Source organism: Vibrio sp. 1457 (assembly GCF_033340195.1).
In the GTDB taxonomy this organism is placed as follows: Bacteria; Pseudomonadota; Gammaproteobacteria; order Enterobacterales; family Vibrionaceae; genus Vibrio; species Vibrio alginolyticus.
The window spans coordinates 104,668-118,355 of the sequence record NZ_JAWOWA010000011.1; the positions used below are offsets into that span (position 1 = coordinate 104,668).

A 13,688-nucleotide genomic window follows, 5' to 3' on the forward strand; every position below is an offset into this window, starting at 1 on the left:
AATGGCGACGTTTATTCTAAAGGGCTTGTTTACCTTTCATTTCCTGCTTTCAGTGGGGCCTGAAACGTAAACACCCTAAGATATTGAGCGGATTTTATATTGTTAACAGCATGCTAACAATGCTCAAATGTTAATTCCATTCAGTTTGTTGATTTATATCAATTGATGAAATGTAACTGTTATTAATCGTTTAAGACTTATGATAGAAAAAAGTAATACGAACATAGACGCATCGTTATGGAATGCTTATTCAGAATCTTTTTTCAGATTCGAAGCCGAGTGGCGTGTTTCAAACTATGCTGTGATAACCGCTTGGAACCCATACAGTAACTTGAGGTCCAAAGAAGATAACAGCATAAACAATCACGCGTTAGAAAAACAGCTACAGCACGTTAATTACGCGCCTGTCACGGTAGGTGATAGCGCTTTTACATGGTATGAGGAAAGCTTTGCTGTCGAGTTGTCGCCAGAGGTAGCCGTTGAATTGGCGAATGACTTTCAACAAAACGCGATTTATTACGTCATTAATGACCAGCTTTATCTAATTGCGTGCTCGCAGCCGAAAGTTTTGCATATGTTAGGCTCCATTAAGCCTCGGCTCGTATAAAAGGTATAGAAAAGGATACTGCTCACTGAAGCAACGCTTGGGTGAGAAAATTCACGGAGGAAATATGAGAGACATTACACCCGATATTTGTGACCAATTTGAAGACCAAGTGAGCTTGCTTACTTTACCATTGCAGAACTTTGGTCAACGTAGCGCTTTTTACGGTGAAATCGTTACGGTGCGCTGCTATCACGATAACTCGAAAGTGCGTGAAGTACTGGGCGAAGATGGAACGGGTAAAGTATTGATTGTTGACGGACATGGATCGTGTCAGAGAGCATTACTCGGCGATCAATTAGCGATACTCGGAATAGAAAATGGGTGGGAAGGCATCATTGTCTATGGTGCAATACGCGATGTAGCACAAATATCTCAAATGGACATTGGCGTTCAAGCTCTTGGCACCAACCCGTTTAAAACAGAGAAACGCGGGATAGGAGAGGTAAACGTAACCTTAACGATGCAAAACCAAATCGTTCAACCTAAGCACTACGTTTACGCGGACTGGAACGGTGTATTGATTTCTAAGCAAAAGCTGGACTTCTAAAAACGAAAGCCTAAACCAACCTCAAAGCCTTGTTGCCAATCTTGGTAATCAAGAGTCGCGTGAAGATCCAGTTTATCGGTAATTTTTACGCGACTTGAGACTTCAGCCGCGAGGCTACTGTCGTCTTGGCGAATACCTTCCACTGTTTCGTTCTTGTAAGAGCGAACTGTACTTTTCAGCGTGACACGATCATTAAAGTGATAGCTGATCCCGCTCAAAAAACCACTTTGATTTTGGGTAGGAGAGTTATTGACTCGCGCACCGACATAAACGTCTACCGAATCAAAAAGCTCGTAAGCGTAGCCCGTATCGATATTCCAAACATCAAAACTGTCAGACTGATAACTGTCGCTGGAAATGAATAGCTTATGAGGAGAAGGGGATGTTTTACCTGGAAGCGGCGGAAGTTCGTTTGCTAGACAAACACCAGGCACAAAAAACAGCAACAGAAAAAGCCATCTTTTCATGTTCACCACTCCTTGTGTCAACTTTTTTATTAGTATGCGCCCAAAGCTTCTCACTATTAAAGCATAGAATATGAAAGCTAGCTCACCTATTTTCTAAATAATTCGATCCTATGAACATAAGTCACAGTTAAGTTGTTGTTATGTGTCACAACCCTCTCGAATTATTTGATCGTACGTTTTATGGCAAAGATTAGACTAGTTATTAGATAAAAAACCGAACTGGTGATGATAGTTAAGTCCTTTACAAAAACTAACTGTAGATTTTCAAATGATCAATAATGTGTAATTAACTATAAATATCAATGACATTGCTTAGCAGAAATCTCTGAAAGATGGAAAAACAAACAATTTTTTGTTGACTATGTATCAGAAACTCGGTAAACGTAGAGTTAAGCAAACACAATTAACGTTGAATATTTATTTATGCCATCTAACAGCCTAGTAGTAATGACCACGACCATTATTATTACCGACACGACACATGTTGGGGCAGGCTGCTGAGCGAAAGAAATTCACAAAAAAGGCCTGTATCCAACAAGATACAGGCCTTTTTTTATGCTTTTTTATCCAGAATTTAGACAAATTTAAGAAGATATACCGGAGGAAGGGATGCGAGTATTGAAGTTTGGCGGATCATCACTAGCTGATGCAGATCGCTTTTTGAGAGCGGCAGACATTATTGCCAATAACGCTCAACAAGAAGAAGTAGCGGTTGTTCTTTCCGCTCCTGGTAAAACAACAAACAAATTGGTTGCGGTCATTGAAGGCGCATTGCGCAATGGTGAAGCAGAACTACAAATCAAAGAGTTGGAGGAGTCGTTTAAAACGCTCTTCACTCAAATCCAAGCAGTACTACCCAATATCGATGGTTCAGCTTTCGATAACCAAGTGAAAACTTCTCTCTCTCAATTACGCCAATTCGTTCATGGCATCAATCTTCTTGGCATGTGCCCAAACAATGTTAATGCACGTATTATTAGCAAAGGCGAACGCGTTTCGATTCAATTGATGAAAGCGGTGCTAGAAGCCAAAGGCCAGCCAGCACATCTTATCGACCCAGTTGAATACCTATACGCAAAAGGTGATCACCTTGAAGCCATGGTTGATGTAGACGTTTCAACGCAAAACTTCCGCCAAAACCCTCTTCCTCTGGGCCATGTGAATATCATGCCTGGCTTTACCGCAGGTAACGAGAAAGGTGAATTGGTAACACTTGGTCGCAATGGCTCTGATTATTCGGCGGCGGTTCTTGCGGCGTGTCTGCGCGCAGATTGTTGTGAGATCTGGACTGACGTAGATGGTGTATACAACTGCGACCCTCGTTTAGTGGAAGATGCTCGCTTACTTAAATCTCTTAGCTACCAAGAAGCAATGGAGCTTTCTTACTTCGGTGCTTCCGTTTTGCATCCGAAGACCATTGCTCCTATCGCGCAGTTCCACATCCCATGTCTGATCAAAAACAGCTTTAACCCACAAGGTGCAGGAACTCTGATTGGGCAAGACACTGGTGAAGACAATCTGGCGATCAAAGGTATCACGACGCTAAACGACCTAACCATGGTTAACGTCTCCGGCCCAGGTATGAAGGGTATGGTTGGCATGGCAAGCCGCGTATTTGGCGCAATGTCTTCCGCTGGTGTGTCTATTGTTCTTATTACTCAGTCTTCTTCTGAGTACAGCATTAGCTTCTGTATTGAGGCAGAAGATAAAGCAAAAGCGCAACAAGTACTGGCCGATGCGTTTGAGTTGGAACTGAAAGATAGCTTATTAGAGCCGGTCGAGTTTATTGATAATGTTTCAATCATAACGTTGGTTGGTGACGGCATGCGTACATCGCGCGGTGTTGCATCTCGCTTCTTCTCATCTCTTGCTGAAGTGAACGTAAACATTGTAGCCATCGCACAGGGCTCATCTGAGCGTGCTATCTCAGCCGTGATTCCTGAAGATAAAATCTCTGAAGCGATCAAAGCGTGTCACGAAAACCTATTCAACTCTAAGCACTTCTTAGACGTATTCGTGGTTGGTATTGGTGGCGTTGGTGGTGAGCTGGTGGATCAGATCGAGCGTCAACAGGCGAAGCTTGCGGAAAAAGGCATCGTGATCCGCGTGTGTGGCTTGGCAAACAGCAAAGGTCTTCTGCTTGATAGTGAAGGTCTTCCACTCGATCATTGGCGTGATCGTATGTCGGCAGCGACAGAAGAGTTCAGCCTAGCGCGTTTGATTTCTTTGGTTCAACGTAACCACATCATCAACCCAGTATTGGTTGACTGTACATCAAGTGAAGATATCGCGAATCAATACGCTGATTTCTTAGCTGCTGGTTTCCATGTCGTTACACCAAATAAAAAAGCAAACACAGCAAGCATGGCTTACTACCATCAGCTTCGCGATGTTGCGCGCAGCTCTCGTCGCAAGCTGATGTACGAAACAACTGTGGGGGCGGGTCTACCGGTAATCGAAAACCTGCAAAACCTAATCTCAGCGGGTGATGAGCTAGAGCGCTTTAGCGGTATTCTTTCTGGCTCTCTGTCATACATCTTCGGTAAGTTAGATGAAGGTATGAGCCTAAGTGAAGCAACTAATATCGCAAAAGAAAATGGTTTTACTGAACCGGATCCTCGTGATGATCTTTCTGGTATGGATGTCGCGCGTAAGCTTCTGATCCTAGCTCGTGAAGCAGGCATGTCTCTAGAACTAGAAGACGTTGTGGTTGATCAAGCACTGCCACCAGGTTTTGATGATTCTGGTAGCGTTGATGAATTTATGGCGCGTTTACCTGAAGCAGACGCCTACTTTAAAGAATTATCTGCAAAGGCAGCGGAAGAGGGCAAAGTACTGCGCTACGTTGGTGAAATTAATGAGGGCAAGTGCACAGTAAGCATCGCAGCGGTGGATGAAAACGATCCAATGTATAAAATCAAGGACGGTGAAAACGCACTGGCATTTTACAGCCGTTACTATCAGCCAATCCCACTAGTGTTACGTGGCTATGGTGCAGGCACCGAAGTAACGGCTGCGGGTGTATTTTCTGACGTGATGCGTACTTTAGGTTGGAAACTAGGGGTATAACAATAATGAGTTCAAGTGATATGGATGTAGTGGTTTATGCCCCAGCATCAATTGGTAATGTAAGCGTTGGCTTTGATGTGCTGGGGGCTGCCGTGTCTCCAGTGGATGGCACACTATTGGGTGACCGTGTATTGGTGAAATCTGGGGCTGATCCGTTCAGCCTTAAAACGGCGGGTGATTTTGTTGAGAAATTGCCAACTGAACCAAAAGAGAACATCGTCTACGACTGTTGGCTCGTGTTTGCTCGTGAGTTAGACAAAAAAGGCGTTGAGCTAAAACCACTTGAGATGACGCTAGAAAAGAACATGCCAATTGGCTCTGGTTTAGGCTCAAGTGCATGTTCTATCGTCGCTGCATTAGATGCATTGAACCGATTCCATGGACAGCCACTTAACGAGACAGAATTATTGGCGCTGATGGGAGAGATGGAAGGCAAGATCTCTGGTGGTATTCACTACGACAACGTTGCGCCATGTTACCTTGGTGGTGTGCAACTGATGCTTGAAGAGTTGGGTATCATCAGTCAAGAAGTGCCTTGCTTTGATGATTGGTACTGGGTGATGGCGTATCCGGGTATCAAGGTATCAACGGCGGAAGCGCGTGAGATCCTACCATCTCAATACCGCCGACAAGATATCATCGCTCATGGTCGCCACCTTGCGGGCTTTATTCATGCGTGTCATTCTGGTCAGCCAGAACTTGCTGCAAAAATGATCAAAGACGTGATCGCAGAACCGTATCGTGAGAAACTGCTTCCAGGTTTTGCGAATGCACGTCAATACGCAGCGTCTGCGGGTGCATTGGCAACCGGTATTTCTGGCAGTGGTCCGACACTGTTCAGTATTTGCAAAGAGAAAGATGTCGCTGAGCGAGTTGCTCGCTGGTTAGAACAAAACTACGTACAAAACGAAGAAGGATTCGTCCACGTTTGTCGTCTAGATAAGCAGGGTTCGAAAGTAACAGGAAGTGAGCTATGAAGCTTTACAATATAAAAGAAAATGATGAACAAGTTTCCTTTGGCCAAGCCGTTCGCCAAGGGTTAGGTCGCAATCAAGGCCTATTTTTCCCATCGGAATTACCAAAATTTGAAGATATCGATGCGCTGCTTGCAGAAGACTTTGTCTCTCGTAGCACTAAGATTCTATCGGCGTTAATTGGAGATGAACTTGCAGAAGAGCAGGTGAATGCTCTTGTTGATGCTGCATTCCAATTCCCTGCGCCAATTAATCAGGTCAAAGACGGTGTTTACGCTCTGGAACTGTTCCATGGTCCAACGCTTGCATTTAAAGATTTTGGTGGTCGCTTTATGGCGCAATCTCTTGCAGCCGTTTCGGACGGTGGCAAGATCACCATTCTGACTGCAACTTCTGGCGATACTGGCGCAGCCGTTGCGCATGCTTTCTACGGTATGGAAGACATCAACGTTGTGATTCTTTATCCAAAAGGCAAGATCAGCCCACTGCAAGAGAAGCTATTCTGTACGCTTGGTAAAAACATTCACACTGTCGCGATCGATGGAGACTTCGATGCGTGTCAGGCACTGGTTAAGCAAGCTTTTGATGATTCTGCACTGCGTGAAGAGATCGGTCTGAACTCTGCAAACTCAATCAACATCAGCCGTTTGATGGCGCAAATCTGTTACTACTTTGAAGCAGCTGCGCAAATGAGCAAACAAGAGCGTGAAAACCTTGTTGTGTCTGTACCAAGTGGTAACTTTGGTAACCTAACTGCTGGTCTATTGGCAAAAGCGTTGGGCTTGCCTATCAAACGCTTTATCGCTGCAACTAATGCCAATGACACGGTTCCTCGCTACCTAGAAACAGGTAAGTGGGAGCCAAAACCAACAGTCGCAACAACATCGAACGCGATGGACGTGAGCCAACCAAACAATTGGCCTCGTATTGAAGAGCTGTGCCGCGTGAAAGAGTGGGGCTTGGAGACGTTAGGTAAAGGCGCAGTATCTGATGAGCAAAGCGCACAGTCAGTGAAAGATTTACATGCTCTAGGCTACCTATGCGAACCGCATGGTGCGATTGCTTACCGAGTGCTTGAAGAACAATTGCAAGACGGTGAAACCGGTCTGTTCCTATGTACTGCTCACCCTGCGAAGTTCAAAGAAGTGGTGGATGATATTCTAGAATCCGATATCGACCTTCCTGCGCCACTAGCGAAGCACGCTGCGATGGAGCTGCTATCGGAAGAGCTCGACGCAGACTTTGACGCATTGAAACAAGTACTGCGCCGCGTGCAGTAAGCTTCAAAGTATAGTAAGTATCAAAAACAGAAATAACGAGAGGTGAATGAGTAATCATTCACCTTTTTTATTGTCGGTAAGTTGTGACTCTCTTTATGATTGAGAAACGAACTTAACTAAATGAGATAGAAAGAGAAGCATGCATTTTTTGATTTTTCTTGGCTCAGTGAGAAACAGCACGCCACCACGACCAGCCCGTTTAGGAATGCGAGTCAGTAAAGCGTGTGAAAAACTCATCGCGAGTCAACATTCGCAACATATGGTCGAAATCATCGACCCTTTGAATTACGACTTTGGCGATGTGTTTAAGCCCGAGTTTGCTTATCACCGCTCTAAAGTTCCGCAGCACCTAAGTGAGCTGGCAGACAAAATCAAACATGCGGATGGGTATGTGATGGTTAGCCCGGAATATAACCATTCGATGAGTCCTGCTTTGGCGAACATGCTTAACCATTTCGGCAGTTCGCTGTTTTCTTACAAGCCGAGTGCTATCGTGACCTATTCTGCCGGACAATGGGGTGGTGTTAGAGCTGCCGTTTCTATGCGTACCTTCTTATCTGAACTTGGATGTTTACCTGTCTCTGCGATGATCCACATTCCGAAAGCGCAAGAAGTGTTTGATGAACAGGGCGTTGCTGAGGATGAGTCGGAGCAGACGCAGTGGGACAACTATATGAATCGCACTATGCATCAATTGATTTGGTGGGCAGAAGGGGCGTCACTGCAAAGAGATAGGCGTGATCCAACCTCTTTAGCGCAAGCGTTTCAGAAAGATCCTTCGCAAAGAAATGCACCTTAGAGGCGAGTTGCTTTCCATTATAGAAAGGGTTTAGAAGGATTCTGAAACAAAAAAAGCTTGGTCATTGCTGACCAAGCTTTTTAAATTCTAGCGAGCTAGTTTACTGAGAGATTATAGAGTCTCAGTAAAAGTACGAGCGATTACATCACGTTGTTGCTCTGGAGTTAGCGAGTTAAAACGTACTGCGTAACCAGAAACACGAATAGTTAGTTGTGGGTATTTCTCTGGGTGTGCAACTGCATCTTCTAGTGTTTCGCGTTTAAGCACGTTCACGTTTAGGTGTTGGCCGCCTTCGATACGAGGAGCAGTTTCGATTGCAACTTCACGGCTTTCGTATTCACCTAGGTCGCTGATTGCGATAACTTGGTCTGCTTCGTAGCCAGCAGTTGCAGCAACACAACGAGCTTCATTTTTTTCGCTATCTAATAGCCAGATAGAGTTTAGTAGGTCGTCGTTTGCCGCTTTTGTAATTTGGATACCTTGGATCATCACTATCTCCTAGACCACTTACGTGGTGATTATTGGTGTTAATTTTCGAATTTTCGTTGAGCTGAGTATTATATAGCTAATATCCACTATTTTAATATTGATTTAAGTCAAAAAACAACCAAAAACATTATTTTTATTAAGGTAATTTTATTGAGTTAAATCAATAAAACCTTTGAAAACAAACTAATTACAATTTATTTGATAATATAAAAAATATTTAATAACTAGTTTTGTTGTAAATTTACTACAAATTGAGATTAAAGTTTAAACTGGTTAACGCAACTATCTGTATTTAGGTAGCAATACTGAAAGTCTAAAGTGATTAAATGACAAACATGAAAAACAAGCTTGGGAATAAACTCATTGGTGCACATGTCTCTGCTGCTGGTGGGGTCGATCAAGCTCCGTTGAGAGCTCGTGAAATTGGCGCGAATGCATTCGCACTATTTACAAAAAACCAACGCCAGTGGGTGGCGAAGCCTTTAGAAGCAAAAACCATCAGTGCGTTTAAAGCGAACTGTAAAATGCTGGGTTTCGGAGCAGAACATATTCTTCCCCATGATTCTTATCTGATTAACTTGGGTGCGCCGGAAGAAGAAAAGCTGAATAAATCCCGCGCGGCATTTATTGATGAAATGGAGCGTTGTAATCAGTTAGGGCTGACTTTGCTTAACTTCCACCCGGGTAGTCACCTAAAGAAAGTCTCTGAACAGGAGTGCCTCGCAACGATCGCCGAGTCGATCAATCTTGCGCATAAAGCGGTGCCGAATGTGATCGCTGTTATCGAGAATACGGCAGGTCAAGGCACTAACTTAGGCTGGAAGTTTGAGCACCTTGCTGAAATCATCGAGCAAGTGGAAGATAAAGATCGTGTCGGCGTTTGTATTGATACCTGCCATACCTTTACGGCTAGTTATGACTTACGTACAAAAGAAGATTGCGAGCGCACCTTTGCAGAGTTCGACCGTATCGTAGGTATGCACTATTTAAGAGCAATGCATCTAAATGATTCAAAAGTAGAGTTTGCCAGCAAAGTAGATCGCCACCATTCGCTAGGTAAAGGAGAGATCGGGTGGGATTGCTTTGAGTACATCGCGAAAGACCCTCGTTTTGATGGTATCCCTCTGATTTTGGAAACAATTGATCCAGATATTTGGCAGCAAGAGATCAACACATTGCGTCAATTCCATTTAGCGGCCATTGCCAGTTAATGGCGTAACCACAAAGTTGGCACCTTTCTTTCTTAGTCATTGAACATCAATCTCTGAATTAGCAAAGAAGGATGCCAACATGTCTCGACCACTCTCTTTTACTCCTTATGCTTTCACTCGTCGCGTGCTTCGCTTACCGATGCCTAATCGTCACATTACCGGACAGGGGCATTTTCGAACGCCACAGAAGCATTAGTCTTTTATTACTTGTCTCAAGTTCGTGGTAAGTTTTTGTTTGTTTGAGTTTCGCTCGTTAGAATAGAAGCAAAATTTAGGACAGGAACTTTCCATGAATCAGTCACCCACTTGGCACGATGTGATCGGCGAAGAGAAAAAGCAGAGCTACTTTGTAGACACCTTGAATTTTGTTGAAGCCGAACGCGCCGCAGGCAAAGCTATTTTTCCTCCCGCAAAAGATGTCTTTAACGCGTTTCGTTTTACCGAGTTCAAAGACGTTAAGGTCGTGATTCTAGGACAAGACCCATACCACGGCCCAAATCAGGCGCATGGCCTGTGTTTCTCTGTACTTCCTGGCATTAAAACGCCACCGTCACTGGTTAATATGTATAAAGAGCTGGCGCAAGATATTGAAGGTTTTCAAATCCCTCAGCATGGTTTTTTGCAAAGCTGGGCTGAACAAGGCGTATTGTTACTCAATACGGTATTAACGGTGGAGCAAGGTAAAGCGCATTCACATTCAAAGACAGGTTGGGAAACGTTTACTGATCGAGTGATTGAAGCCATTAATCAGCATCAAGAAGGTGTAGTGTTCTTGCTGTGGGGGTCACACGCGCAGAAGAAAGGTCGTTTTATCGATCGCAATAAGCACCATGTGTTAGCTGCCCCACACCCATCGCCACTTTCTGCACATCGAGGCTTTTTCGGTTGTAAGCATTTCTCTCAAGCAAACCAGTTGCTTACATCACAAGAAAAAGCACCAATTAACTGGCATTTGCCATTAACGGTATAAATGAAGAGACAGCGATCATGGATGGTATGATCGCTGTTTTTTTGAGCACGCTCGAGGCTGATAGTAAATTTCTCATGTACACTTACTAAAAGTAGGTGTTAAGGAGAGACGCTATGATGATCGAAAGAATTCGACGCGAACATGGTTATATGGTTCGTCTGTTGGCGATACTGCGCCATAAGCTTAATGAGATAAAAAAAGAACGTGTAATCAACTATGCGTTAGTAAGCGAGATTGTTGATTACCTCTCTAATCATTCGGAGAAAGTACACCACCCGAAAGAAGATATCCTCTATCACCACTTTCTTGAACACTATGGTAAGCAACAAACCATGGAAAATTTAGAGAAAGAACATCTAGAGTTAGCGAGTAAAACCAGAGAGTTTTCATCCGTGATAGAGATGATCCTTCAGGATGCTGTTGTGCCACAAGACATGTTTGTCGCTCACCTAGAAGATTTCATAGAATCGCAAAGGCACCACTTGGAGCTAGAAGAGCGAAAAATTTTGCCTCTCATTGAAGAGTTATTTACCACAGAAGATTGGCAGCATGTCGAGAGCTTATGGAGCGTCAGTGAGGATGATCCTGTGTTTGGTGACACGATTGCTGATCGTTATAAGCAGTTGGCCGAACGTGTTCGTCAAAGTGATACTGAGTATGTTTAAGCCTGAGTGATGAAACCTGAGCGAGCGAAAGCCGTCTCTCGGGTTTGTGAGATACATTTCTTATTTATTGGGAATCAACCGAAAATTTAGTGTGCATATTTCTCGGCAAAAAGTACGGAAGATTCTCATTCAGTAATAATGGTATTCATACTTAAACCTTGGTACATAAACTCACGGTGTTTACGGTCACTGTAAACAAAAAACAAAAGGCACCTGTAAGGTGCCTTTTGTTTGAATTAGAGTTTAATGTCTTCCAAGTTATAATCGGTACAGACATCAAGTTCGCGCAGCTCTTTAAGCAAATTGCGTCTGTCGTTCATCTCTTCTATTTCACGCCACTTTCGCTTTACTGGTTTGGCACGAGATTTGGTTGTTGAGGTAGTATCCAGATTAAAAATGTCATCTAGTTGAAAGCCTTCCATAAGCCACCTTTACCTTTCTTAAGCTAAACTGTTGTAACCAGTCCTTGTGGAGTTTTTTAAGTACCACAATAGCCGTGAGAATAACCATGATATATTTCGCATTTGTGTCGGTAGCATGACATTTTCGTGCAAAAATATTCTCAAAATCACACTTTTTATTGCAACGATGTGGATAAAAAATGCACAAACGATCTCAAGAAAACGATTAAATAGAGAGATTTTCTATGTTAATTCGATTTGATGAATGGGTGCACTGCGCAAAGGTTAAAGTTGCATAAAATCAGTTTGATGAAATAGTGTTCAATTAGATGGTAAGTCACTAGCGTAAATTTATGTAACACCTTGTGAATACTAGCTTGTTCTTGTTTATACGGTTTGCCATTCCATTTAATGAAAAATAATTATTTATGTTGGTGTTTGGTAATTGAAATGTTGCGCAGTTTGAGTGTTAAGTCTTCTATTTATGTTATTTTTTGGTGACTTTATAGTGAAAAATAACAATGATATTCTTATTGTTGCATATTGATTTTTGCGCTCCTAGGTTGCATTATCCGCCCGTCAAAAAATACGCTGGTACGTAAAATGGATGCATGAAGCGACGTTTACGATTCTAGATTGCCCATAAACATTACTTAAAAAGCTAAGCACACTTTGACACTTAGCAGGCAATTTGGTGGATGGCTAGGACGCATAGACTGGCGCAACTCACTTTGAGGTACACATGACAGACTTAATCAATTTGATGAACGATCTCCTCTGGGGCTCGATTCTGGTTTATCTTCTTGTTGGTGTTGGTATTTACTTCACCGTTCGATTAGGGTTCATTCAGTTCCGCCATTTCGGCCACATGTTCTCTGTTCTTAAGAACAGCCGTAAAGCAGACAAAGCTGGTATTTCCTCTTTCCAAGCGCTTTGTACTAGTCTTGCTGCACGTGTTGGTACAGGTAACATGGCGGGCGTTGCAGTTGCATTGACTGCGGGTGGTCCTGGTGCGATCTTCTGGATGTGGCTGATTGCAATGCTTGGTATGGCAACATCGTTTGCCGAGAGCACACTGGCGCAGCTATACAAAACCAAAGATGATGATGGCAACTACCGTGGTGGCCCTGCCTACTACATGGAAAAAGGCCTGGGCATGCGTTGGATGGGCGTGTTGTTCTCAGTTTTCCTAATCATCGCTTTTGGTTTGGTATTCAACGCCGTACAAGCTAACTCAATTGCCAATGCAATGAGCAACGCATTTGGTTGGAATAACCTGTATGTTGGTATTGCCGTTGTTTTACTGTCTGCAATTGTTATTTTCGGTGGCATCAAGCGTATCGCAAGAGTTGCTGAGATGATCGTTCCGATCATGGCACTACTTTATCTAGCCCTAGCGCTGTTCATCATGTTCTCTAACCTAGAGAAATTACCTGATGTATTGATGCTTATCTTTAAGAGTGCATTTGGTCTGCAAGAAGCAGCAGCAGGTGGTCTTGGCTACGCAATTGCACAGGCAATGATTAACGGTATCAAGCGCGGTCTATTCTCGAATGAAGCAGGTATGGGTTCTGCACCTAACGCGGCAGCTTCAGCAACACCTTACCCACCACACCCAGCGTCTCAAGGTTACGTACAGATGCTAGGCGTGTTCATGGATACGATCGTTATCTGTTCTGCAACAGTGGCTATCATCCTGATGTCTGGTGAGTATGTCGGTCAAGCAACAGAAGTGACGGGTATCGAGCTAACTCAGCGAGCATTGAGCTCACAAGTTGGCGATTGGGGCGGCATCTTTGTTGCTGTGGCAATCTTCTTCTTTGCGTTTACTTCAATCATTGCAAACTACTCGTATGCTGAAACGAACTTAATCTTCCTAGAGCACAATCATAAAGCGGGCTTAAGCATTTTCCGCGTTATTGTTCTTGGTATGGTGATGTTTGGTGCACTAGCTTCGTTACCAGTCGTATGGTCGCTTGCTGACGTCTCTATGGGTCTGATGGCGATAGTCAACTTGGTGGCGATCATCTTGCTATCTGGCATCGTGATTAAACTGGCAAAAGATTACAACCGCCAGCTTGGTGAAGGCAAAGTGCCAACATTTGATGCGAATGACTTCCCAGAGCTGAAATCTCAGCTTGAAGAAGGCATTTGGTACAACGATAAAAAAGACTAAGTGAGCTATCACTCATAGTTGAAAGCTATTAGT

The 13,688-nt window shown here is 43.6% G+C and carries 14 protein-coding genes and 1 other annotated feature; of the genes, 11 read left to right on the forward strand and 3 right to left on the reverse strand.

Features of this window, described 5'->3' with window-relative positions; translation table 11 throughout:
• The first annotated feature begins 199 nt into the window (after positions 1-199).
• Complete coding sequence (locus R7Z41_RS13485) at positions 200-607, forward strand: DUF3293 domain-containing protein (RefSeq protein ID WP_065274186.1); 408 nt, start codon at positions 200-202, stop codon at positions 605-607.
• 64 nt (positions 608-671) lie between these two features.
• Positions 672-1,154: a putative 4-hydroxy-4-methyl-2-oxoglutarate aldolase gene (locus tag R7Z41_RS13490; RefSeq protein ID WP_005381822.1), complete on the forward strand. Its 483-nt coding sequence runs from the start codon at positions 672-674 to the stop codon at positions 1,152-1,154.
• On the opposite strand, the gene R7Z41_RS13495 is transcribed toward R7Z41_RS13490, so the two are convergent.
• On the reverse strand, positions 1,151-1,621 hold the full coding sequence (locus R7Z41_RS13495) for a ribonuclease regulator (protein ID WP_065274187.1): 471 nt from the start codon (positions 1,619-1,621) through the stop codon (positions 1,151-1,153). The two genes, R7Z41_RS13490 and R7Z41_RS13495, sit on opposite strands and share 4 nt — an antisense overlap.
• A gap of 423 nt (positions 1,622-2,044) precedes the next feature.
• Between R7Z41_RS13495 and thrL the strand changes: the two genes are divergently transcribed.
• The 5 genes from thrL (at position 2,045) to R7Z41_RS13520 (ending at position 7,743) form a co-directional block, all read left to right on the forward strand.
• On the forward strand, positions 2,045-2,122 hold the full coding sequence (gene thrL / locus R7Z41_RS13500; protein WP_074192076.1) for a thr operon leader peptide: 78 nt from the start codon (positions 2,045-2,047) through the stop codon (positions 2,120-2,122).
• Positions 2,058-2,177: a sequence feature (Thr leader region), on the forward strand. It overlaps the preceding gene by 65 nt.
• Positions 2,178-2,230: 53 nt before the next feature.
• Positions 2,231-4,690 (forward strand): bifunctional aspartate kinase/homoserine dehydrogenase I, encoded by a 2,460-nt coding sequence (thrA, locus tag R7Z41_RS13505; RefSeq protein WP_065274188.1) that lies wholly within the window; start codon positions 2,231-2,233, stop codon positions 4,688-4,690.
• A 20-nt stretch (positions 4,691-4,710) separates the two neighbouring features.
• A complete protein-coding gene (gene thrB / locus R7Z41_RS13510) occupies positions 4,711-5,667 on the forward strand; it encodes a homoserine kinase (RefSeq protein ID WP_017635074.1) in 957 nt (318 codons plus the stop codon).
• Positions 5,664-6,944, forward strand: coding sequence for a threonine synthase (thrC, locus tag R7Z41_RS13515; RefSeq protein WP_033906104.1), 1,281 nt, complete (start codon positions 5,664-5,666; stop codon positions 6,942-6,944). The genes thrB and thrC overlap by 4 nt, the downstream gene beginning before the upstream one ends.
• Before the next feature lie 139 nt (positions 6,945-7,083).
• Positions 7,084-7,743 carry an NADPH-dependent FMN reductase gene (locus tag R7Z41_RS13520; protein ID WP_065274189.1) on the forward strand — a complete coding sequence of 220 codons (660 nt, stop codon included), beginning with the start codon at positions 7,084-7,086 and terminating at the stop codon, positions 7,741-7,743.
• Between the two features lie 111 nt (positions 7,744-7,854).
• Here the strand turns inward: R7Z41_RS13520 and grcA are convergent, their stop codons facing one another.
• Positions 7,855-8,232 carry an autonomous glycyl radical cofactor GrcA gene (gene grcA, locus R7Z41_RS13525; protein ID WP_005381814.1) on the reverse strand — a complete coding sequence of 126 codons (378 nt, stop codon included), beginning with the start codon at positions 8,230-8,232 and terminating at the stop codon, positions 7,855-7,857.
• 326 nt (positions 8,233-8,558) lie between these two features.
• Here grcA and nfo point away from each other — a divergent pair, with 326 nt between their 5' ends.
• The 3 genes from nfo (at position 8,559) to R7Z41_RS13540 (ending at position 11,078) form a co-directional block, all read left to right on the forward strand.
• Complete coding sequence (gene nfo / locus R7Z41_RS13530; RefSeq protein WP_225477662.1) at positions 8,559-9,443, forward strand: deoxyribonuclease IV; 885 nt, start codon at positions 8,559-8,561, stop codon at positions 9,441-9,443.
• Positions 9,444-9,732: 289 nt separating this feature from the next.
• On the forward strand, positions 9,733-10,413 hold the full coding sequence (ung, locus tag R7Z41_RS13535) for a uracil-DNA glycosylase (protein ID WP_005382846.1): 681 nt from the start codon (positions 9,733-9,735) through the stop codon (positions 10,411-10,413).
• 113 nt (positions 10,414-10,526) lie between these two features.
• A complete protein-coding gene (locus R7Z41_RS13540; RefSeq protein WP_005381807.1) occupies positions 10,527-11,078 on the forward strand; it encodes a hemerythrin domain-containing protein in 552 nt (183 codons plus the stop codon).
• 236 nt (positions 11,079-11,314) lie between these two features.
• Here the strand turns inward: R7Z41_RS13540 and R7Z41_RS13545 are convergent, their stop codons facing one another.
• Positions 11,315-11,500 (reverse strand): DUF3545 family protein, encoded by a 186-nt coding sequence (locus R7Z41_RS13545; RefSeq protein WP_005381805.1) that lies wholly within the window; start codon positions 11,498-11,500, stop codon positions 11,315-11,317.
• Between the two features lie 721 nt (positions 11,501-12,221).
• Between R7Z41_RS13545 and R7Z41_RS13550 the strand changes: the two genes are divergently transcribed.
• Positions 12,222-13,655, forward strand: coding sequence for an alanine/glycine:cation symporter family protein (locus R7Z41_RS13550; RefSeq protein ID WP_005381800.1), 1,434 nt, complete (start codon positions 12,222-12,224; stop codon positions 13,653-13,655).
• Positions 13,656-13,688: the final 33 nt, after the last annotated feature.